Raw genomic sequence first — 21,309 nt, 5'->3', positions numbered from 1 at the left:
AGCATCACCCGAGCGGGGGAGTGGGCCAACGGTACTAAAGGCATGTTTGGGAGATTCGGAAGGATTTTTACATGTGATTCTGGATCGCGGGCGCGTCATTGCGCGTCACAATGAGGCGGAGGGTCTTTGCGATGAGCCAAGCCAAGCTGTTGATGATTGTGGGCGATTATGCCGAGGATTATGAGACGATGGTGCCGTTCCAGGCGCTGCAGATGGTGGGGCACAGGGTGGATGCGGTTTGCCCGGGCAAGAAGAGCGGGCAGTCCATTCGCACGGCGATTCACGACTTTGAAGGGGATCAGACCTATTCGGAGAAGCGCGGCCACAACTTTGGGTTGAATGCCACGTTTGAGGAGATTGACCCGGCGGAGTACGACGGGCTGGTGCTGCCGGGTGGGCGGGCTCCGGAATATTTGCGGCTGAATGAGAGGGTGCTCGCGATGGTGCGGCATTTTGCCGAGGCGAAGAAGCCGATTGCGGCTATCTGCCATGCGGCGCAACTGCTGGCGGCGGCCAAGTGCATTGCGGGCAAGCGTGTCAGCGCTTATCCGGCATGCGCGCCAGAGGTGGAACTTGCGGGCGGACACTACGTTGCGGTGGAGATGACGGCGGCGGTGGTGGATGGGAACCTGGTCACGGCTCCGGCATGGCCTGCGCATCCGGAGTGGCTGGCGAAGTATTTGCCGGTGGTGGAAGCGTACCTGGCGCAGAAAGGTTAAGTGGTGGACGGGGCAGCGGTCGCGCTGCCCCGGTGACCACTACATAATGAGAGCGACACTTTCGAGTTCGGCCTGCATGCAGTCCGTGGTACAGCCGGAACGCTCCATGCGGAGCGCAGCCTCGGTGACTCGTTGCGAATCGACGCCGTATCCGCGTCCGATCAGGAAGGTCGAGAGAATTTCCGCCGCCTGACGGCTGTCGAGGCCCGAGCGCATCAATTCCGCACGCAGATTTGCCAACTCGGCGACGGAGAACTTCTCGATTCGATCCACTTTCTCCTGCATGGGCGATCTTCCTTTCTTTGGATGTTGCTGTTCAGTGAGACACCAGAGTAGCCGTGAGTGTTGCTGTGCGAAAGGAAATTCAGCAAAGCATGTTCTTCCTGTGCAACTCTCATCCATTGGTACGCAAGTGGCATGAGAAATGGATGAGATGCAGATTGGGCCGCGTGGTTACTGCTTTGCGCGATCGGGAATAAGCACGGGAATGCCGTCGAGCAGGCTGTATTCGCGGCCGCAGAATGTGCAGACGAGCGCAGGCGCATCGGCCTGGCCGGTGCACTCGGCCAGCGGGCCGTGACAGGCGGGACATACAATCAAGTCCAGCAGTTGAAATGGCATAGCGCCAGTGTAACCGGCGCGCGAGGAGCAGAGCATTGCTGCGTGTGGGACTCACCGGCGGCATTGGAAGCGGAAAATCGACAGTGGCGCAGATGTTTCGCGAACTGGGCATGTCCGTAATTGAAGCCGATGCCGTGGGCCGGGCGCTCATGGAGCCGGGGCAGAGCGCGTACCGCGCCGTGGTGGAACACTTCGGCGACAAAGTCGTGCGACCCGATGGGACGCTGGACCGCGCGCGGCTGGCGGAGATGGCCTTTCGCGAAGGGCGTCTGGCGGAATTGAACGCGCTGGTGCATCCGCTGGTGATTGCGGCGCAGGAGGAGTGGATGCGCGAGGTGTTTGCGCGTGATCCAGAGGCCGTGGCGATGGTAGAGTCCGCGCTGATTTTTGAGGCGAGCCATGAAGCGAGCAGCGTGCCGGGATGGCGAGACCGTTTTGATCGCGTGCTGCTGGTCACGGTGCCGGATGAAATGAAGATTGCCCGCTATGTGGGGCGCATTCTGGCGATGGAGCCGGATGCAACGCCGGAGCGCAGGGCTGCGATTGAGCAGGATGCGCGCTCGCGGCTGGCGCGGCAGATTCCGGATGCAGAGAAGATTCCGCTTTGTGATGCGGTGATTGATAACACCGGCACGCTGGCGGAGACGCGCGCCCAGGTGGAGCGCCTGGCCGAAGAACTGCGCCTGGCGGCGCGGGGCGTTGCGCGCTGATCGCGAAGAGGAGCGGCGAGAGGCTCCCGGTAAAATAGAGGAGATGCTTCGCTGCTTTGTTCGATGGGATGGCGGCGGGGGCTGAAATCCAATTCGATCCGAGGCCAATCCGCGCATGAATTTTCGCCGCATTGCTCTGGTGCTGCTCCTTGTGGGCGGCTTCTGGTTCGTACTCTCGCATCTGGGCACCGATGGAGGCTTTGGCGTCTTCGCCAATCCTGCGAACCCGCAGCTTGAGTTGACCGAGGTCAGCACCCAGCCGAAGTATCTGCCGCAGGAGCAGAACAACATTGCGGTTTACAAGCGGGCGATGCCCTCGGTGGTGAACATCACCTCGACCTCGGTGGGGCTTGATTTCTTCTATGGGCTGGTGCCACAGCAAGGCCAGGGTTCGGGCTTCATTCTGGACAAGGCCGGCCACATTCTGACCAACTATCACGTTGTAGCGGGCGCACAGAATATCGAGGTGCAGACCTGGGACAAGCACCGCTACAAGGCGGTGGTGATCGGGCGGGATCGCACGCATGACCTGGCGCTGTTGCAGATTCATGCTCCGAATCTGCATCCGGCGGTGCTGGCCGACTCGCGGAATCTGCAGGTGGGACAGATTGTGTATGCCATCGGCAATCCGTTTGGGTTGAATGGCACGATGACGTCGGGGATCATCAGCGCGATTCGCTCAGTGCGCGGGCCGGTGGGCGCGCCGATTGAGAATGCGATTCAGACGGATGCGGCGATCAATCCGGGCAATTCAGGCGGCCCGCTGCTGAATTCGCAGGGCGAGGTGATTGGCATCAACTCGCTGATTGCGACGAATCCGAATGACCAGGTTCCGGTGGAGCAGAGCGCGGGCATCGGATTTGCGATTCCGATTGATACGGCGAAGGCGGTGCTCAAGGATTTCCAGAAGTACGGGCATCCGATGCGTCCCTCGCTGGGCGTGGTGACGCTGCCGATTGGGCCCTACCTTGCACAGCAGATGAATCTGGGCGCGCAGTATGGCGTGCTGATTGAGCAGGTGATTCCGGGCGGACCCGCCGCGCGCGCCGGGCTGCATGGCGGCTCGCAAACAGCGTACCTGGGCAACCAGCAGATCGAGATTGGGGGCGACCTGATCATCGCGATGGATGGCCAGCAGGTGGCGAGCCAGCAGGATATCTCTGACATTATGAACAGCCATCAGCCCGGCGATGTCATCACGGTGACAGTGCTGCGCGATGGCCGCCGCATGGTCTTTCATGTGAAGCTCGGCGTGGCCGGCGAGCAGGAAGTTTAGGCAAGAGGCACGGCGTGAATCTGATTGCGACGTCAATTGCGGCGGCCGGTGTGGCCGGGCTGGGAGTGGGCGGATATTTTTATGCGGGCATCTGGCCGGCCTCGCAGATCTTTGGCCGCACGCTGCTGGCGGGCCGCAATTCAAATGAGATTGCGCTGACCTTTGACGATGGCCCGAATGACCGCTGCACGCTGCAACTGCTGGAGATTCTGGCGAAGCATGAGGTGCGGGCTACGTTTTTCATGGTGGGCCAGTATGTGCGGCAGCGGCCGGACATTGCGCGCGCGGTGCGCGATGCCGGGCACTTGATTGGCAATCACACGGTGACGCACGCGATGTTGATGCGCTGTTCGGCAGCGCAGGTGCGCGAAGAGTTGTCGGGCTGCAACGCGATTCTTGAGGATGTTCTGGGGCAGCCGGTGCGATACTTTCGCCCGCCCTTTGGAGCGCGGCGGCCGTATGTATTGCGGCATGCACGCTCGCTTGGGCTGACGCCGGTGATGTGGAATGTGACGGGGTATGACTGGAATCCGCGCCCGGCCGAGGAAGTGGCGGGGATTCTCACGGCGGGGATTGAGCGGAATCAGAAGCGAGGCCGCGCGAGCAACCTGCTGCTGCATGACGGCGGCCATCTGGCGATGGGGGCTGACCGCTCCCACACCCTGCGCGCGGTGGAGATGCTGTTGACGCAGAGCGGGGAGGGCCGTGAATTTGTAACCGTGGATCGCTGGAACGCGGTTTAGAAAAAGCTAGCGCGGCGACGGGGGAACGTACTCCTTGGGAAGCTGAGCGCCTTCGCCGAAGAAGTATTGATTCATCTGCTCGACCAGAAACTCCTGAGCCTGTGGCGTCCAGGGCTGCAGGCGATACTCGTTCAGCAGCATTTTCTGGTGCTCGATCCATTCGCCCCAGGCGCGCTTGGATACGTTGTTGTAGATTTTGTGGCCAAAGTCGCTGTCGAAGGGAGGCTCGTCGAGTCCTTCCATCTCCTGCTTGTAGCGTGCGCAGAATACGTTGTGTGCCATGGTCCTCACTCAATCCTTATTTTACGACCGCGGGCCGGATTCGTCTGGCGCAGGCTCAAGGATGGCATGGTTTGGCTTGCGGTCAGAGCCGGTGCCGGGTGTTTGCGGCAGATAGATGCGGAAGAATGTGCCGCGCCAGGTTCCCTGCGTGCGGGAGCGCACCGCGACGGAGCCGCCGTGCTTTTCAATGAGTTGCTGGGTGACCCAGAGGCCGAGTCCGGTGCTGGTGGTGCCTTTGGTGGTAAAGAAGGGATCGAAGATCTGCTGGCGCTGCTCCGGATGGATGCCGTTGCCGTTGTCAGAGACATACAGCCTCACACCGTCAGCCCGCCCGTCAGGGCTGGCCGTCGTCTGGCGCAGATGAATGCGGATGATGCCGCTGCCGGGCATGGCATCCAGACTGTTGGCGAGCAGGTTGGAGAGGACCTGCATGATCTCGTCGGCTGATCCGAAGACGTAAACATCGGAGGCTGCCGCAACTTCCATGCGGACGCCCTGCATAGCAGCACGGGCAGCATAGAACTCGACGGCCTGCCCGATGACACCGCGCATGGAAAAGGTGGAGCGCACGGTGCTGTCGCGATAAAAGCCGAGCGATTGCCGGGCGATGTGAGAGATGCGGCGCAACTGCGACTCTGCCTGGGCCAGATATTCGTGGACTTCTGTGAGATTGTCCATGTGGCGGGTCAGGTAGAGCAGGTTCATCAGGGCTTCGAGCGGATTGTTGATTTCATGCGCGATGGAAGCGCTCAGGCGGCCGGCCGAGGCGAGTTTTTCGGCGCGCAGGAGTGCCCGCTCGGTCTCTTTTTTTGCGGTGATGTCGCGAAAGACGAGCACGACGCCGATGAGATTGCTGTCGCTGTTACGGATGGGCGCGGCGCTGTCATCGATGGGGATCTGAGCGCCGTCTTTGCGGATGAGGAGTGTGTGATTTGCCAGCCCGACGATGGTGCCCTGGCGGCGCACCTTTTCCACTGGGTTTTCTACGGCGAGCTGGGTGTTTTCGTTGACGATACGGAAGATTGCAGAGAGATCGAGGCCGCGTGCCTCGGCTTCGTTCCATCCGGTGAGCTGCTCCGCCACGGGATTCATGAAGGCGATGCGGCCTTCCGCGTCGCAGGCGATGACGGCGTCGCCAATGCTACGCAGAGTGGTGTCAAGCCATTGCCGGCGCGCCAGCGTTTCTTCATAGAGGGATTTGGCTTCATTGACGCGCTGGTCATAGCCGGTATGGACGAGATGAAAGGTGCGGGTGGTGCGCCAGACAATCAGCGCGCCGACGCCGATGGCGAGAATGAAGAAGGCAAGCACCGACATCCAGTCGAGGCGTTCGAGGACGACGGTGCGTCGCTCGCGGAGTTCCAGTTCGCGGCGCATCATGGTTTCGCGATCCTGCAAGGCCTGATGCATCGCTATTTTTTGCGACTGCAGATAGGCCAACAGGCTTGAGCGGTCATCCTGAGCGACAGAGCGGGGATCGAGATCGCTCCAAGCCTGATAGTCCCTGCTCCATTGATCGACGGCGGCAATCTGTTCGCGATTGTCGGCAACAAGCTGACGAAGATCATCAAAGCCCGCGCGGATGGCGGCTTGATCGCGGATATAGGCGTGCAGATAATGAGGCTGCTGCGTGAGCAGATAGGCCCGGAGGACAGATTGCCTGTCGGCGATGGCGCGGCTGACCTGGTTCATCTGGGCGATGACGCGGTCGCTGTGATCGACCCACTGCGCCGCCATGGTGATGCGGTCCAGTTCGTAGCCGAGCAACAGGCAGAGCAGGAACAGCGCCAGAACCGGGACCCAGCATAGCCGCAGCAGGTGGCGGCGGAAAGTTGCGGAATCCATGGGGGCCTCGAACATTGGGATCCGCCGGTCTCGTACACCCGCGCGGCCTGGGTATTGCGAGTTTCATATTATCGGAAAAATGAAGGCCAGATGACAGCGTTTTGCCCTGTTGTGACGGTGGGAGGCAAGGAGGCTACGCTTCAGGAACGCTTACGGTAGCGGGGCTTTTTCATGAGGTAGCCGATGGGGATGAGGCAGGCGGTGAGCAGCACGAGAACGTGGACGGTATCCACGTAGGCGAGGGCGGCGGCCTGCTGCTTCATGATGTTGTAAATCTGCGCGGCAGCGGCGTGGGCGGCATTGCCGGTGCCGGCTCCTGCCTGGGCGAGGAAGCCCTGCATGCCCTGGGCGAGGGACTGGTATTGCGCCGAGGACGGGTTGACCTGCGCGGCCAGATAGTTTTCATGCACCTGCGTTCGCCGGGTGATGAGGGTGGTGACGAAGGAGATTCCGACGCTGCCGCCGATGTTACGGGCCAGTGCGGTGAGGCCGGAAACCTCGTTGTTCTTCTCTTGCGGAATGCCGACGTAGGACATGACGCTGATGGGCACAAACAGCATTGGCATGCCGAGCACCATCACCGCTCGCCAGCTCAGCGCGGTGCCGAAGCTGATGTTGAGGTTGAGATCGCTGATGCGCCAGATGCCGAAGGTGAGCACGGCGAAGCCGAGGGTGATCATCAGGCGCGGGTCCATCTTTTGCCCGAGAAAGCCCATGATGGGGAAGAGGATCATGAGCACGACGCCGCCGATGGAGAGTGCGAGGCCCGCCTGCGTGGCGGTGTAGCCCATGAGCACCTGCAGGAATTGCGGAATCATGACGGTGGTGGAGTAAAGCGCGGCACCGATGAGCAGCATGACGATCTGTGTCATGGCGAAGTTGCGGGTGCGGTAGAGCTTGAGGTCCACGATGGGGTGCTCGACCGTGCTTTCGCGATAGAGGAAGAGCACGAGGCAAACGACGGCCACGATGGTGCAGCCAACGATGAAGTGAGAGCCGAACCAGTCATCCTGCTGACCCTTGTCAAAGACAATCTGCGCGGCGCCGATGCAGAGCGCGAGGAGCCCGAGCCCGATGCCATCCACCGACTCTTTGAGGCGGGCGAGCTGGCGCTTGAGATAGGGCGGGTCCTCCACAATGCGGCTGGTGAGCAGCAGTGACAGGATGCCGACGGGGATGTTGAGGAAGAAGATCCATCTCCAGGTGTAGTTGTCGGTGATCCAGCCGCCGATGGTAGGACCGATGGCGGGTGCGAGCACGACCGCCATGCCGTAGAGCGAGAAGGCGAGGCTTCGTTTCTCCGGCGCGAATGTGTCGGCCAGGATGGCGCGCTCGCTGGGCTGCAAGCCTCCGCCGGCCGCGCCTTGAATGACGCGGAAGATGACCAGCCATGTCAGAGTGGGCGCGAGTCCGCAAAAGAATGAGAAGAGAGTGAAGGCGGCCACGCAGGCCATGTAAAAACGCTTGCGGCCGATGCGGTTGGAGATCCAGCCGCTGATGGGCAGCACGATGGCGTTGGAGACGAGATAAGACGTGAGGACCCAGGTGGCTTCGTCCTGGCTTGCGCCGAGCGAGCCCGCAATGTGCGGCAGCGCCACGTTGGCGATGCTGGAGTCGAGCGCCTCCATAAAAGTGGCAAGAGTCACCGTAAAGGTGATGACCCACGGATTGAAACGCGGGGTCCAGTGCTCGTAATGGAAATCCTGATCGCTGGCGGCGGCCGCGGGCCGTGGAGCGACAGAGGATTGAGACATCTGGAAGACCCCAGCAGGAAGAGTGGATAGGAGCGTTAAACTCTCCTATTTATACATTCTGCCCGGCGCCCTGGAGCAGATGCGCGAGCAAAGCTTCGGCATGGGTTCAAGATTCGATGGGGTAGAGGAAAGGTGCAAAAGGAGAGAAAGATTTCTGCAGGGACGCATGGATGTTTGCGGAGTCAGCCGGGAAGAGGCAAAAAAAGTCCGGGAAGCCGATGTGCGGATTCCCGGAGACTGGAGTTGGAGGCATTGCAAAGAGCGGTGCTACCAGACGTAGGTGGCGGCCGATTCCTCAGGCAGCGTGGTCTGGAACCATTGACCGTGGTATTTCACGTCAATGGGCTTGGCGAAGTTGCCGGTGTTTGCGGCGACGAGCACGATGTGGCCGTCTGGCGTGCGGAAGGCGGCGGTGAAAAGCTGCTCATGCTGACTGGAGCCGATACGGACTGAGCCGGGCGGCACGAACTTTGAAAAGTGCGCCATGGCATAGTAAGCGAGATTGTCGGTGACCTGATTGCCGTCGAGCGTGAGGGCACCCTGGCATCCAGTGCAGCCGCCATCGTTCGTGTGAGGGCCGTCGTTGGGGTCGGCGGCGAGGTTCCAGTAGAGCACGTTGCGGCTCCAGTTGCGGGAGGAGTCGATGGCGACGCGCTGGAGGGTTTCCGCTATAGGCAGCGGCCCGGTGTGCGGGCTGCCGACGGATTGCTCGGTCATGTAGAGGTTCTTGTTCGGATATTCGTTGTGCACCTTGGTGAAGGTGGCCGCGGTGCCTCCATAGAGGTGGAAGGCCGTGCCATCGACGTAGCCGCTGGCTGCAGAATCGCCCAGGATAGAGAGCGGATAGGACGGCACATCAGGATTGTGGTCATAGACCCAGATCCTGGTATCGAGGCCGACTTTGTGGAGCGCGGGGCCGAGATCGTTGGCGATGAAGGCGGCTTCCTCGGGCGCGAACATGACCATGCTGGGCAGATTTTTGGGATTGAGCGGCTCGTTCTGCACGGTGATGGCGTAGATGTGAATGCCGTGCGAGCGCATGGCTTCGAGGTACTTCACAAAATAGCGGGCGTAGACGGGGTAGTCCTCTTTTTTGAGGTGGCCGCCCTTGAGGCTGTCATCGGTCTTCATCCATGCAGGCGCGGACCAGGGCGAGCCGAGAATCTTAATGTCGGGATTGATGGCCAAAATCTCTTTGAGCACCGGAATGACGGTGTGCATGTCAGGATCAAGACTGAAGTGGCTGAGCGAAGCATCGGTCTCGCCCTGCGACAGATCGTCATAGGTGTAGGCATGGGTGTTCATGTCAGAGGAGCCGATGCTGACACGCAGAAAGCTGATGTGAATGCCATTGCCCTGTTTGGCGAAAAGCTGCTCCAGCAAAGCGTGGCGCTGGCTTGCGCCCATCTGCATGAGCAGGCGCGCGCTGCCGCCGGTGAGCGCGCAGCCGAAGCCCAGCATGGACTGGAACTGCTGCATGTCGTTGACATCGATCACGGGCAACTGATTGGCAGGGGAAGCAAATGCGAGCGAGCCGGGCTGCTCGGCAAACAATGCCGAGCGGGAAGCCGTGGTGAGCCATTCGTGCGCGGCAGGAATCTGCTGCGCGCCGGCCAGCAGGCTCGTGCTCAGCGGAAGGGCGAGAGACAGCAGCCAGCAGGCCGCTTTGGTCTTCATGAAGATCACCTCAAGTGCGAATATGCCGGGGGAGGAGGTTGAGAGAATGGATAGACAAACCATTGTCTAAACGGCTTGGCGGTCTCCCTCCGAATCCGCAGATGATGGAAACAGGGCGGCATAGCGGCTGTCAAGCGTTTTCACTGAAGAAAAACGATTGTTTAATGAATGCCTACTGAATACTAGCCGGGAAAGCTGTACCCGGCTATGAAGCTGAGGTGCGTGTTTTGAGGCACGCTGCTGACTATCATGAGCTTCGCTCGGGATGTCGAGCGCGGCTGGAGCTTTGTTTTGGGAGGGGGGAGTGGTGGCCAGAGACGGGATCGAACCGCGGACGCCGGCCTTGCGCAGTGCCGCGAGCTATAAGTCTGAGCTCCGCTCTTCAAATTCGAGCGCGGCTGGAGGTTTGCTTTGGGAGGGGGAGTGGTGGCCAGAGACGGGATCGAACCGCCGACGCCGGCCTTGCGCAGTGCCGCGAGCTATAAGTCTGAGCTCCGCTCTTCAAATTCGAGCGCGGCTGGAGGGTTGCTTTGGGGGGAGTGGTGGCCAGAGACGGGATCGAACCGCGGACGCCGGCCTTGCGCAGTGCCGCGAGCTATAAGTCTGAGCTCCGCTCTTCAAATTCGAGCGCGGCTGGAGGGTTGTTTTGGGAGGGGGGGAGTGGTGGCCAGAGACGGGATCGAACCGCCGACGCCGGCCTTTTCAGGGCCGCGCTCTACCACTGAGCTATCTGGCCTTGGAGTTCCAAGGAAGTTGTGGGTGGCGAGGGATTGTGGAGCCAGCGATACGGCCGGGAGGGATCCCGGGAAGGCTCAATCTACTGCCATACAACTTTTGAAAGTATAGCAGACCGCCGAAGCGTGTGCAGCGATGGACAAGCGACGCGCCGGGAGGAGATTCGGCGCACTTCTGTGAAAATCCTGATGCCCGGGCCGGCGTGAGGCCGGTCGGGATGGCGCGGCGGCTACACTGGTCGCACGAGTCTTTTCAGGAGCTTGCCGGAATGAGGAGAAAATCCGAGCAAAGGTTGCGGGGAGTCTGCCTCGTAAGTCTGCTTGCCGTGGCCGGATGGGTCTTGGGACCGGCGTCCGCACGGGCGCAGGCTACGCCGGAGATGCGCGCCGCGCGCGCCTTTGCCGCCGCGCAAAAAGAGGGGCCGCCGGCGCTGGAGATATTTCTGCGCCGCATGCCGAAGGGCGGCGACCTGCACATGCATCTCTCGGGCGCGGTGTATGCCGAGACATTTCTCAAGGATGCGGCGGAGGATCGCCTGTGCGTGAATGTGGCGGGGTTGCGCTTTGACGCGGCGCATCACTCGCCGGACTGCCCGAAGGGCGATGTGGCTGCGACGGCATTGCCCAACGATCAGCATCTTTATGACGAGCTGGTGGACTCGTTCTCCATGCGGACGTTTGTTCCGGTGACGGGCGACTCGGGGCACGATCAGTTTTTTGATACGTTTGACCGCTTCAGCGGCCTTGCGGTGAGTCATGACGCCGAGTGGGTGGACGATGTGGCGGCGCGCGCGGCCGCGCAGAATGAGCAGTATCTCGAAATCATGATGACGCCGAGCTTCTCTGCCGCGACGGCGCTGGCTGAGAAGCTAGGCTTTGACAGCAATTATGTGCAGTATCGGGACCGGCTGATGGCGGCGGGCTTTGGGAAGCTGGTGCCGCCGGCGGAGGCTTACTTTGATGAGGCGCAGACGCGCCGCAAGGCGATGGAGCATTGCGGCGAGCCGGGCGCGGCGCCGGCATGTCAGGTCAAGGTGCGGTTTCTTTACCAGGTGCTGCGCAACATGAAGCCGGCGGATGTATTTGCGCAATTGCTGCTGGGCTTTGAGGTGGCCTCGGCGGATTCACAAGTGGTGGGCATCAACATGGTGCAGCCGGAGGATGCCTACTACTCCATTCATGACTACCGCCTGCATATGGCGATGGTGCATGCGCTGCACTTGATGTATCCGAAGGTGCATATCTCGCTGCATGCGGGCGAGCTGACGCTGGGGCTGGTGCCGCCGCGGGATTTGCGTTTTCATATCCGCCTTGCAGTGGAAGAAGCCGATGCGGAGCGCATTGGCCACGGAGTGGATATCTCTTATGAGAATGATGCCGCCCAACTGCTGCATGAGATGGCCCGCAAGCACGTGATGGTAGAGATCAACCTCACCAGCAATGCCGTGATTCTGGGCGTCAAGGGCAAGGAGCATCCCTTGATGCTGTATCGCGCGTATGGAGTGCCGGTGGCGCTTTCGACCGATGATGAGGGTGTTTCACGCATTGATCTGACGCATGAGTATGTGATGGCCGCGGATACGTATCCACTGAGTTATATGGATATGAAGCTGCTGGCTCGGACGTCGATGGAGCATGCATTTCTGCCGGGCAGGAGCCTATGGGAACAAACAACTCCAGAGCGGCTGACGACGCCAGTGGCCGCCTGCCGTGGCCAGCTAGGGAATGCCGAGCCGTCGGGAGCCTGCGCGGAGCTGGTGCATCACAGTCAAAAGGCGCAAGAAGAATGGGAGCTGGAACGGCGTTTTCACTTGTTTGAGGCAAGTTTTTAAGTCATGCGGATTGTTTTTTCTACCTTTGGAACGTTTGGGGATGTGAATCCGCTGATCGGTCTTGCGCTTGAATTGAAGCGGCGGGGGCATACGCCGGTGCTGGCGGTTCCGGAGATGTTTCGGGAAAAGATCGAACCGCTGGGCATTGAGTTTGCGCCGGTGCGCCCGGACCAGGATCCGCATGACAAGCGGCTGGTCGCCATGATCTATGACATCAAGCATGGTACCGAGCGGGGCCTGCGGGAGTTTTTGTTTCCGTCAATTCGCGAGAGCTACGAAGACCTGATGGCCGCAGTGAGCGCGAAGGGCGGCGCAGATCTGCTGGTGGCCGGAGAACTGGCCTATGCCGCGCCGATTGTGGCGGAGAAGACCGGCATACCGTGGGCGAGCTATGTGCTGGCGCCGTTCTCGTTTTTTTCAGCTTATGATCCGCCAGTGCTGCCCCCTTACCCGTTGCTGGCGAAGGTGCAGGCAATTGTGCCGGGCACGGGGCAGGTGGTGGCGCGATTTGCGCGCTACGTCACCCGCAAGTGGCCTGAGCCGGTGTATGCGCTGCGGCGGGAGCTGGGATTGCCGCACGGGAAGGACCCCATCTTTGACGCAAAGCACTCGGAGCGGCTGGTGCTGGCCCTGTTTTCAGGCGCGCTGGGCGAGCCGCAAAAGGATTGGCCGAAGCAGACTCGCGTGACCGGCTTTGTCTACTATGACGGCGATGCGGGGGAGCGGAATCTGGTTCCGGAACTGAAGCAATTCCTGGAGGAAGGTTCAGCTCCGCTTGTTTTTACGCTGGGTTCGGCGGCGGTTCTGGATCCCGGGAATTTTTATGAAGAGAGCGCGCGGGTGGCTGAGGAGTTAGGCCAGCGTGCCGTGCTGCTGGTGGGGCACGATGCGGCGAATCGCCCGAAGCGCCGGCTGCCCGAGAACATTTTTGTGGCGGATTATGCGCCATATTCGCGCATTTTGCCTTTTGCTTCCGCAGTGATTCACCAGGGTGGCGTGGGCACGACGGCGCAGACGCTGCGTGCCGGCAAGCCGATGCTGGTGATGCCCTATAGCCATGACCAGCCGGATAATGCCCGGCGGGTTCGGCGGCTTGGCGTGGCTGAGGTGATTGGACGCCCTCACTACAATGCGCGCACGGCTGCGAAATCTCTACGGGCGTTGCTCGAAGACCGCAGCTATGCCGAGAGTGCGGCGGCCATTGCGGAAGAGGTGCGTGCCGAAGACGGCGTGTTCGCTGCCTGTGATGCGCTGGAGTCCTTACTGGCAGGGAAATAAAAGGCTCGCCCGCCGCGGAGGGTGCGGCGAACGAGCCCTTGTGTGCAGCAAAGCTTAGTGCGTGGGCGGCACCGGGTTGGCGGCGGTGAAGGGGGAGCAGCAAGGCTTTTCTGCCGGCTTGTACTCCATCAGCTCGACACGAATCTCATCCGGATCATAGAGATTGAACTGCCATTTGCCGTCGCGGCCCAGTTGCGGACCATGCTGGTGTTCATTGCCCTTGAGGCGGCCCTCGGAGTCGAGTGTGGTCACGGCCTTCTCCATGTTGACGACACCGATGGAGAAGTGGTCGAGAACGCCAAGCTGGTGCTGGGAGATGTTTGCGGGAATGCCGCTGCCGGAGGGGCCGCTGGTGAGCATGTATTCGAGCCAGTCGCGGCCGTTGGGCACCTGCTGCGATACCCAGTCAATTTTGCCGGTCTGCATGCCGCCGTACCAGTAGGGGCGGAAGCCGAGAATGTCGCGGTAAAAAGTGTCTTCCTTCGCGCGACTGTGAACGAGCATGCCGACGTGGATCATGCGATGCCCGATGGGGTCAGCGCCTGCCATGGAGACGCCATGCGCGGGTGGCTGCAGGAACTGGACCTTGTTGCCCTCTGGATCGTGCACGTTGAACCAGTAGCTGCCGTCGTTGCCGTGCTGCACCTGCTCGGGAACGGTGACGCCGTGTGCCTTGAGATAGAGCCGCATCGCGCGAGCATTGGTGGTGATCCAGCCGATGTGGTCAAGGCGATTGACGCCCTGGCCGGCCGGCAGCGGCAGCACCTCGACAAATTGCCGGGAGTCGACGTAGTAGCGGACTCCGGCCGGATTCTCAGGGTCGGGCATCTTCTTGAAGCCGAGGTCGTGCTGGTAGAAGTGCTGGGCCTGCTCCGGGTGGCTGGTATAGACGGAGATGTGCGAGACGCCTGTGATGGGCGGTCGCGCCGGGGTATGGGCCTGTGCGAAGGCGGTAGCCGAAAACGCGACCGCCGCGGCCAGGCCGATCAAACGATTCATTGGGGTAAATCCCTCCAAATGGATTCGCCTAACACCATACTCCTCGGGAACCACCGCGGCCTACTGCCCGTAAGGCATTTGAGAGTGGCGCGCCGGGCACGAGAATGTTGTGGGAGACCCACTTCATGCCCGGTTAGTATGGGGGCACATGAAGACCGGTCAGAATCTGCGGGTGGGATGGTGGCGAGCGCTGGCGGTGCTTTGCATCCTGGCTGGACTGGGCTACTGGGTCTCTAGCACTGCGGCCGACTGGGACTGGACGGTTCATGCCAGCCATCATGTGCGGGATCCCTTTGGTTTTGACAGTGATTCTCTGAGGGTTACCTCTGTCAAACCCGAGGCCGCCGAGGCTGGCCTGAAGGTGGGCGACAGGATTGTTTCTTTGAATCATGTGCCCTACCACGGCCAGATTCAGTGGAACCAACTGACCGCCGTGGCGCCCGGCACCTTGCTGCTGGTGGGCTACCGGTCGGCAAACGGCCAGCAGGGCACGGCGGCGATCCGGATGGCACCCGAGCCTGTGGTCTCTGCCAGCAAGTACTGGGGCGAGGCCGGGGTCTTTTTGGGAATGTCGCTGATCTGCCTGCTGCTGGGCTCGTGGGTGCTCTTTGCCCGGCCCACGGACCTCAACGCCTGGCTCTTCTACTTCCTTCTGGCTTTTCCCAGCGTGATGTTCTACCAGCCCGGCAACGCGCCAGTTCCCTTGTTCGTGCCGGAGATGGCCTGGTATCAGCTGCTGCAGTTCTACGGCATTCTTTGCTTACTTTTATTTGGTCTATATTTTCCCGAGCGCTCGCGCATCGACATCCGCTTTCCGTGGCTGAAATATCTGATTATCGTTCCCATGCTGTGTGCCTTCGCGGTCCTTGCTCCGGTCGCTGTGCGCGAGATGGTGGCCGATGGCAATCCTCCCTGGCTCGCTGCCGCGTCAACGTTTGCGCAGAACGCGGACAATGTTCTGAATCTGCTTTGTGTGCTGAGTTGTGTTGCGCTCATGGTGGACAAACTGCGCTCGGCGTCCTCCGCCGATACGCGGCGGCGCATGCGCGTGCTTCTCACGGGCATGTCTGTTGGTCTCGGCGCGGTTCTGATCGTTTTTGTTCTGCTGCCCGATCTGGGGGTGAATCTGCGCGCTCATGGCATGTGGCTCACCTATGTGGGAACGTTGTTCTTCACCTTTGCTCCGGCCTCCATGGTCTATGTGGTGCTGGTGGAGCGGGCCATGGATGTGCGGGTGCTGCTGCGCTCGGGGACACGGTATCTGCTGGCGCGCACCGGCATCTGGGTGCTGCAGGTGGTGCTGATACTGGGGGCGGCGTTGATTCTGCTGGCTCCGGGGACACATGAGTCGAGCCACAGCAGCTTGCGTTGGGTGGGCCCGGCAATCTTTATCGCGATTGTGCTGCTGCTGCTTTTTGTAGCGCCCAAGCGTGCGCGCGAGTGGCTCGACCGCAAGTTCTTTCGCGAGGCCTACAACGCCGAGTTGGTGATGACCGAGTTGTCAGAAGAGGTGCTGCGCTTCACCGATGCGCAGCCGCTGCTGGAGACGGTGGTGCGCCGCATTGCCGACACGCTGCACGTGGAGAATATCGCGCTGCTGTTGCGCAGTGGCGAATCGTTCCAGTTGCAGCAGGCGATTGGACTGCCCATTGACGGTACGCTGACGCTCACGGCGCATTCCTCGGCGGTGCGGCGGCTGGCGCTGAGCAATGAACCGGCGCGGCTCTCAGAACGGCGGCCCGATGCGTGGTACTTGATGGCGGATTCCACGGAGCGGCAGACGCTCGATGGGCTGCATGCCGAGGTATTGCTGCCGGTGCCGGGGCGGCAACGGTTGATGGGCGTGATGGCGCTGGGGCCGAAGAAGTCAGAGGCGGCTTATTCGCGCAGTGACCTGCGCCTGCTGCAGACGGTGGCTTCGCAGACTGGCCTGGCGCTGGAGGTGAGCGAGCTGGTGCAGTCGCTGGCGCACGAAGCCGCGCAACGCGAACGCACGCAGAGAGAGATTGAGATTGCGCGCGAGGTGCAGGAGCGGCTCTTTCCGCAGGATGCGCCCTCGCTGCCCAGGCTCTCGCTGGCGGGCTATTGCCGTCCGGCCCAGGGCGTGGGCGGCGATTACTATGACATGCTGCTGTTGCGCGATGGGCGCGTGGGCATTGCGATTGGCGATGTTTCCGGCAAGGGAATCTCGGCGGCGCTGTTGATGGCGAGCCTGCGGGCTTCGCTGCGCGGGCTGACGCTGGCCAGCCATAACAATTTTGCCTGCCTGATGGAGCAGATGAATGGCCTGGTGTATGAGGCCTCGGCGCAGAACCGGTATGCCACCTTTTTCTTTGGAGCCTTTGACGCGAAGACGCGCGAGCTGGAGTGCGTGAATGCGGGACACAATCCGCCGCTGATTGTGCGCGGCGAAGAGGTAATTCGCATTGAGGCTTCAGGGCCGGTGGTGGGCCTGCTGCCGAAGGCGCAATATGCCGAGCAGCGCATTGTTCTGGAACCGGGCGACCTGTTGCTGCTTTATACGGATGGCATCAGTGAGGCGATGACGGCGCGAGAAGAAGAATGGGGCGAAGAGGGCATGATTGGGGCTGCGCGCGAGGCTGCGAAGGGATCGGCCGCGCAGATACTGGAAGCGGTTCTGCAGGCGGCGGATCGTTTTACAGCGGGCGCTCCGCAGCATGATGACATGACGCTGCTGGTGCTCAAATGCGAGGCTGAGTAGCGGCTTTGCCTGCGAAGCAGAAGATGCGGAGAGAGCCCGCGCGGATGATTGCCGTGGACTGGTCGGGCGCGGAGGCAAAGAGCGGCCAGAAACGGCACATCTGGGTGGCGGATTTGTGGCCGGAGCGCCATGAGCGGCCTCTGACTCTAACGGCGGGCCGCACGCGCGAGGAGACCGCTGAATGGCTGATGGAAGCCGCCGCGGAGACTCGGAATCTGGTAGTGGGGCTCGACTTCGCATTTTCTTATCCGGCATGGTTTGTGCGCGAGGAGTGCGGCTGCGGGAGCGCTGCCGACTTCTGGAGTGTCGCCGCGACTGAAGGCGAGTCGTGGATGCGCGGCGCGAAGCCGTGGTTCTGGGGACGGCCCGGCGTGAAAAAGCCGGGTGAATTTGTGGAGCGGCCGGAGCGTGGCTTTCGGCGCACGGATCGTGAGCCGCTCGCGGGCATTCGTAGAACGCAGCCGAAGTCGCCTTTTCAGGTAGGGGGCGCGGGGGCGGTGGGCACCGGGACGCTGCGGGGCATTCCCCTATTGCAGGCGTTGCGGCGGGCGGGTTTCAGGATTTGGCCTTTTGAGCAACCGGCGCTGCCGGATGCGCCGCTGGTGGTGGAGATTTATCCGCGTGTTTTTACGGGCGACTGCACCAAGTCGAGCGCAGCGGAGAGGGCGCGGGAACTGAGGAAGCTGATGCAGGACGAAGCCTGCAGGAAGTGGCTGCGCGAGGACCTGCTGGCGGAGGCTGCTGCGTCAGAAGATGCTTTCGATGCGCTGCTGTCGGCGCTGGGCATGTGGCGGCATCGCGAACAGTTTGCGCATCTGGCGCAGGCCGCCGAGGGGGACGAACGGCTGGAGGGCCGCATCTGGGTTCCGCATCTGGGTGCCGCAGGGCGATTGAGCGCAAGCTCAGGCCGTTGATTACACTGGAGCTATGCAATACCGCTCTGGCTCTGACATTCGCGAGACATTCCTCCGCTTCTTTGAAACCAAGGGACACCGCCGTGTCCATTCCTCGTCGCTGGTGCCGGCGAACGATCCGACGCTGCTCTTTACCAACGCGGGCATGAATCAGTTCAAAGACGTGTTTCTAGGGCTGGAGCATCGCGACTATGCACGCGCCACGACCTCGCAGAAGTGCGTGCGCGCGGGCGGCAAGCACAATGACCTCGAGAACGTGGGCTTCACGCGGCGCCACCATACCTTCTTTGAGATGCTGGGCAACTTCAGCTTTGGCGACTACTTCAAGGCCGACGCCATTGCCTATGCGTGGGAGCTGGTGACCTCGCTGGACTGGCTGGGCATTCCGAAGGAGAAGCTCTACGTCACGATCTTCAAGGGCGAGAATGGCGTGCCGCGCGATGAAGAGGCGTATGAGCTGTGGCGCGGGCAAGGCGTGCCGGCCGAGCGCATTTTTGAGTTTGGCGCGAAGGATAACTTCTGGCAGATGGGTGATACGGGCCCCTGCGGACCATGTTCGGAGATCTTCTACGACATGGGCATGGACGCGGCCGAGACGCCGGGCGTGGACAAGCCTTTTGGGCAGGACGATGCGCGGTATGTGGAGATCTGGAACCTGGTCTTCATGCAGTTTGACCGCAGCGCGAATGGGGAGCTGGCGCTGCTGCCGAAGCCCTCGATTGATACCGGCGCGGGCCTGGAGCGCCTGGCCTCGGTGCTGCAGGGTAAGGTCAGTAACTTTGAGACGGATTTGTTCACTCCGCTGATACAAAAGGCTGCGGAGCTGACGGGCGTGCGAGTCAGCCAGTCAGCCAGTCAGCAAGTCAGCGAGCCAGCCAAGGGCAGTCAGGGCGAAGGCGATGTATCCGGGAACGACTTGAGTCGTGCCGCTCATGGCGCAAAACAGGAAGGGGTTTTAGCCCCCGAGGGTAAGGAACTCACCGGCAACGCTTCTTTGCGTATCATCGCCGATCACGCGCGCGCGGCAACGTTTCTGATTTCAGACGGAGTGTTGCCGGCCAATGAAGGGCGCGGATATGTGCTGCGCAAGATTCTGCGGCGCGGCATTCGGCACGGACGCCTGCTTGGGCAGGAGCAGCCCTTCATGGGCCAGATGGTGTATGCGGTGCGCGATGAGATGCAGGTGGCGTATCCGGAGTTGAAGGAGAGCGCGGAGCGCGTGGCGAAAGTGGTGGAGGCCGAGGAACGGCAGTTTGCTCGGGTGCTGGAGGTGGGGTCGGCGCAACTCGACCAGCTTATTCGATCTGAAGCTGCAGGCAATGGTTCTGATTCTGGCGACCGATGGGGTTCAGGCGCGGGGACAGGCGACGGCGCGGGTTTTGGTGATGGTTCCGGCTTTGGCGGTGGTAGCGGTAGCGGCGCGGGTTTTGGTGATGGTTCCGGCAGTGAAAGACGTGTGCTGCATGGACGCGAAGCCTTTCATTTGTATGAAACCTATGGTCTGCCGCTTGATTTCATGATGGATGCGGCGCGGGATGCGGGCATTGACTTCGATCTGACCGGTTTTGAAGAGGCGCGGGCCGAGGAGCAGGCGCGGGCGCGTGCTTCGTGGAAGGGCGGCGCGAAGCAATCCGCGAGCCCGGTGTATCGGGAGTTGCCGAAGACGATCTTCGAAGGCTACGGCAAGTTGCGGGTGGAGGGCGCCGAGGTGCTCGCCATTGTGAAGGATGGGCAGGGCGTGAAGGCGGCGAATCCCGGCGATGCGGTGGAAGTGGTGTTGAACGCGACCAGCTTCTATGCCGACTCCGGCGGCCAGATGGGCGATCATGGCTGGCTCTATTCTGACGATCACAACTCAGTGGTGGCGGAGGTGAGCGGCTGCACGAAGCCGGTGCAGGGCGTGTTTGCGCACAAGGCCGTGCTGCGGCAGACGCTGGCGCTTGGCGACAAGGTGGATACGGTGGTGGATGCGGATTTCCGCGCGGCGACCCGCCGCAACCATACCGGCACGCACCTGCTGCATGCGGCGCTGCGCGAGGTGCTGGGCACGCATGTGAAGCAGGCCGGCTCACTGGTGGAGCCGGGGCGGCTGCGCTTTGACTTCTCGCACTTCACGCAGATTGCCGATGAGGAACTCAAGGACATTGAAGACCTCATCAACCGGCAGGTGCTGGTCAATACGCGCGTGGAGACGATTGAGGATGTGCCGATTGATGTCGCGGTGAATGAGTATCACGCGATGGCGCTCTTTGGCGAAAAGTATGGCGAGCGGGTGCGCGTGGTGAAGATTGGCGACTTCTCGACGGAGCTTTGCGGCGGTACGCACACGGGTGCGACGGGCGAGATTGGCGTCGTGAAGCTGATGAGCGAGGGTAGCGTCTCCTCTGGCGTGCGGCGCGTGGAAGCGGTGACCGGACTCGGTGCGCTCGATGAGTTCCGGCGCGGCTACCAGGTGGCGCAACTGGCGGCACAACTGGCGCCGAGTGCGGAGATGTCTCCGGCAGAGGCATTGCAGCATCGGCTGGCGGCGCAGGACGAAGAGCTGAAGAAGCTCAAGCGCGAGCTGGACCAGGTGCGGATGAAGTCCGCGGCCTCGGCAGTGTCGGGTGCGGCAAACCAGGCGGCCGAGGTGAACGGCGTTAAGGTGCTGGCGCAGCGAGTGGATCAACTGGATCGCGGACAGATGCGCACGCTGGTGGATAACCTGCGTAACCAGTTGGGCTCGGGCGTGGTGGTGCTGGGTTCGGCCCAGGAAGAGGGTAAGGTTGCGCTGATTGTGGGTGTGACCAAGGACCTCACCGGCAAGGTGCAGGCCGGCAAGGTGGTGGCCCAGGTGGCGAAGCAGGTCGGCGGATCGGGCGGTGGACGGCCCGACATGGCGGAGGCTGGCGGCAAGGATGCCTCGCAACTGGATGCCGCGCTGGCCGGTGTGCCTGAGGTGGTGAAGGCGCTGCTGGGATAGATGCGCTGATCATCATCCGACTTCATGAACAGCCGGAGGAGCCTATGGCATTGGGCATCTCCGGCTGTTGCATTTCCCGTATAGGGAAGGCGATTCCTGCATCTGGATATCACGTTCCAAGGTGGGTTCCCCATGCGGGATCGGGTGCGTGCGAAACCTATAATCGAGCTAGTCTTGATGACGCGCATGCACCGGTTATCTACTATTTGCGGTTGGTGTCTGTTTGGACTTGTGGCTTGCG

General features: G+C 61.6%; 16 protein-coding genes and 1 tRNA gene. 9 read left to right on the top strand and 8 right to left on the bottom strand.

The features are described 5' to 3' along the window. Window positions 1–131 precede the first annotated feature (131 nt). On the top strand, window positions 132–719 hold the full coding sequence (locus ACP_RS09465; RefSeq protein ID WP_015897089.1) for a DJ-1/PfpI family protein: 588 nt from the start codon (window positions 132–134) through the stop codon (window positions 717–719). A gap of 39 nt (window positions 720–758) precedes the next feature. On the opposite strand, the gene ACP_RS09460 is transcribed toward ACP_RS09465, so the two are convergent. Together ACP_RS09460 and ACP_RS09455 are read right to left on the bottom strand one after the other, a co-directional pair. Continuing rightward, window positions 759–1,004 carry a hypothetical protein gene (locus ACP_RS09460; protein WP_041839453.1) on the bottom strand — a complete coding sequence of 82 codons (246 nt, stop codon included), beginning with the start codon at window positions 1,002–1,004 and terminating at the stop codon, window positions 759–761. Between the two features lie 168 nt (window positions 1,005–1,172). Further along, complete coding sequence (locus ACP_RS09455; RefSeq protein ID WP_015897087.1) at window positions 1,173–1,340, bottom strand: Trm112 family protein; 168 nt, start codon at window positions 1,338–1,340, stop codon at window positions 1,173–1,175. 44 nt (window positions 1,341–1,384) lie between these two features. Between ACP_RS09455 and coaE the strand changes: the two genes are divergently transcribed. The 3 genes from coaE (at window position 1,385) to ACP_RS09440 (ending at window position 4,069) form a co-directional block, all read left to right on the top strand. Continuing rightward, the gene (coaE, locus tag ACP_RS09450; protein ID WP_238525699.1) at window positions 1,385–2,050 is read left to right on the top strand and encodes a dephospho-CoA kinase; all 666 of its coding nucleotides are present in this window, start codon (window positions 1,385–1,387) and stop codon (window positions 2,048–2,050) included. 115 nt (window positions 2,051–2,165) lie between these two features. After that, complete coding sequence (locus ACP_RS09445; RefSeq protein WP_015897085.1) at window positions 2,166–3,326, top strand: S1C family serine protease; 1,161 nt, start codon at window positions 2,166–2,168, stop codon at window positions 3,324–3,326. A gap of 14 nt (window positions 3,327–3,340) precedes the next feature. Further along, window positions 3,341–4,069, top strand: a complete 729-nt coding sequence (locus ACP_RS09440) for a polysaccharide deacetylase family protein (RefSeq protein ID WP_015897084.1) — start codon at window positions 3,341–3,343, stop codon at window positions 4,067–4,069. Between the two features lie 6 nt (window positions 4,070–4,075). Here the strand turns inward: ACP_RS09440 and ACP_RS09435 are convergent, their stop codons facing one another. The 5 genes from ACP_RS09435 to ACP_RS09415 all read right to left on the bottom strand — a co-directional run bounded on the left by ACP_RS09435 (window position 4,076) and on the right by ACP_RS09415 (window position 10,363). Beyond that, window positions 4,076–4,351 (bottom strand): oxidative damage protection protein, encoded by a 276-nt coding sequence (locus ACP_RS09435; protein ID WP_015897083.1) that lies wholly within the window; start codon window positions 4,349–4,351, stop codon window positions 4,076–4,078. A gap of 21 nt (window positions 4,352–4,372) precedes the next feature. Continuing rightward, entirely contained in the window at window positions 4,373–6,196 is a 1,824-nt protein-coding gene (locus ACP_RS17385; RefSeq protein ID WP_169305958.1) for an ATP-binding protein, read from the bottom strand. 140 nt (window positions 6,197–6,336) lie between these two features. Continuing rightward, complete coding sequence (locus tag ACP_RS09425; protein ID WP_015897081.1) at window positions 6,337–7,950, bottom strand: DHA2 family efflux MFS transporter permease subunit; 1,614 nt, start codon at window positions 7,948–7,950, stop codon at window positions 6,337–6,339. A gap of 267 nt (window positions 7,951–8,217) precedes the next feature. Beyond that, window positions 8,218–9,627, bottom strand: coding sequence for a glycoside hydrolase family 30 protein (locus ACP_RS09420; protein ID WP_015897080.1), 1,410 nt, complete (start codon window positions 9,625–9,627; stop codon window positions 8,218–8,220). A gap of 661 nt (window positions 9,628–10,288) precedes the next feature. Beyond that, window positions 10,289–10,363 (bottom strand) — tRNA-Phe (locus ACP_RS09415). 267 nt (window positions 10,364–10,630) lie between these two features. Between ACP_RS09415 and ACP_RS09410 the strand changes: the two genes are divergently transcribed. Both ACP_RS09410 and ACP_RS09405 read left to right on the top strand, forming a co-directional pair. Next, entirely contained in the window at window positions 10,631–12,193 is a 1,563-nt protein-coding gene (locus ACP_RS09410; protein ID WP_148215110.1) for an adenosine deaminase family protein, read from the top strand. A gap of 3 nt (window positions 12,194–12,196) precedes the next feature. Then, complete coding sequence (locus ACP_RS09405; protein ID WP_015897078.1) at window positions 12,197–13,471, top strand: glycosyltransferase; 1,275 nt, start codon at window positions 12,197–12,199, stop codon at window positions 13,469–13,471. A gap of 54 nt (window positions 13,472–13,525) precedes the next feature. Here ACP_RS09405 and ACP_RS09400 read toward each other — a convergent pair whose 3' ends face one another. Further along, the gene (locus ACP_RS09400) at window positions 13,526–14,470 is read right to left on the bottom strand and encodes a VOC family protein (RefSeq protein WP_015897077.1); all 945 of its coding nucleotides are present in this window, start codon (window positions 14,468–14,470) and stop codon (window positions 13,526–13,528) included. Between the two features lie 148 nt (window positions 14,471–14,618). Here ACP_RS09400 and ACP_RS17380 point away from each other — a divergent pair, with 148 nt between their 5' ends. From ACP_RS17380 to alaS, 3 genes are read left to right on the top strand one after another with little or no spacing between them, the layout of a single operon-like run. Further along, the gene (locus ACP_RS17380; protein WP_015897076.1) at window positions 14,619–17,192 is read left to right on the top strand and encodes a SpoIIE family protein phosphatase; all 2,574 of its coding nucleotides are present in this window, start codon (window positions 14,619–14,621) and stop codon (window positions 17,190–17,192) included. A gap of 23 nt (window positions 17,193–17,215) precedes the next feature. Beyond that, window positions 17,216–18,106, top strand: a complete 891-nt coding sequence (locus ACP_RS09390) for a DUF429 domain-containing protein (RefSeq protein ID WP_041840151.1) — start codon at window positions 17,216–17,218, stop codon at window positions 18,104–18,106. 13 nt (window positions 18,107–18,119) lie between these two features. Then, entirely contained in the window at window positions 18,120–21,068 is a 2,949-nt protein-coding gene (gene alaS / locus ACP_RS09385) for an alanine--tRNA ligase (RefSeq protein WP_015897073.1), read from the top strand. Window positions 21,069–21,309 lie beyond the last annotated feature (241 nt).

Source organism: Acidobacterium capsulatum ATCC 51196 (genome assembly GCF_000022565.1).
Taxonomy (GTDB): domain Bacteria; phylum Acidobacteriota; class Terriglobia; order Terriglobales; family Acidobacteriaceae; genus Acidobacterium; species Acidobacterium capsulatum.
This window is presented reverse-complemented; position numbering and strand designations above follow the sequence as displayed.

What these genes read in the sequence shown, in the direction of transcription:
- ACP_RS09465 (WP_015897089.1), top strand. Translation starts at nt 132, where the DNA reads ATGAGCCAAGCCAAGCTGTTGATGATTGTGGGCGATTATGCCGAGGAT.
- alaS (WP_015897073.1), top strand. Translation starts at nt 18,120, where the DNA reads ATGCAATACCGCTCTGGCTCTGACATTCGCGAGACATTCCTCCGCTTC.
- ACP_RS17385 (WP_169305958.1), bottom strand. Translation starts at nt 6,196, where the DNA reads ATGGATTCCGCAACTTTCCGCCGCCACCTGCTGCGGCTATGCTGGGTC.
- ACP_RS09400 (WP_015897077.1), bottom strand. Translation starts at nt 14,470, where the DNA reads ATGAATCGTTTGATCGGCCTGGCCGCGGCGGTCGCGTTTTCGGCTACC.
- ACP_RS09410 (WP_148215110.1), top strand. Translation starts at nt 10,631, where the DNA reads ATGAGGAGAAAATCCGAGCAAAGGTTGCGGGGAGTCTGCCTCGTAAGT.
- ACP_RS09445 (WP_015897085.1), top strand. Translation starts at nt 2,166, where the DNA reads ATGAATTTTCGCCGCATTGCTCTGGTGCTGCTCCTTGTGGGCGGCTTC.
- ACP_RS09405 (WP_015897078.1), top strand. Translation starts at nt 12,197, where the DNA reads ATGCGGATTGTTTTTTCTACCTTTGGAACGTTTGGGGATGTGAATCCG.
- ACP_RS09425 (WP_015897081.1), bottom strand. Translation starts at nt 7,950, where the DNA reads ATGTCTCAATCCTCTGTCGCTCCACGGCCCGCGGCCGCCGCCAGCGAT.
- ACP_RS09455 (WP_015897087.1), bottom strand. Translation starts at nt 1,340, where the DNA reads ATGCCATTTCAACTGCTGGACTTGATTGTATGTCCCGCCTGTCACGGC.
- ACP_RS17380 (WP_015897076.1), top strand. Translation starts at nt 14,619, where the DNA reads ATGAAGACCGGTCAGAATCTGCGGGTGGGATGGTGGCGAGCGCTGGCG.
- ACP_RS09390 (WP_041840151.1), top strand. Translation starts at nt 17,216, where the DNA reads ATGCGGAGAGAGCCCGCGCGGATGATTGCCGTGGACTGGTCGGGCGCG.
- ACP_RS09435 (WP_015897083.1), bottom strand. Translation starts at nt 4,351, where the DNA reads ATGGCACACAACGTATTCTGCGCACGCTACAAGCAGGAGATGGAAGGA.
- ACP_RS09420 (WP_015897080.1), bottom strand. Translation starts at nt 9,627, where the DNA reads ATGAAGACCAAAGCGGCCTGCTGGCTGCTGTCTCTCGCCCTTCCGCTG.
- ACP_RS09460 (WP_041839453.1), bottom strand. Translation starts at nt 1,004, where the DNA reads ATGCAGGAGAAAGTGGATCGAATCGAGAAGTTCTCCGTCGCCGAGTTG.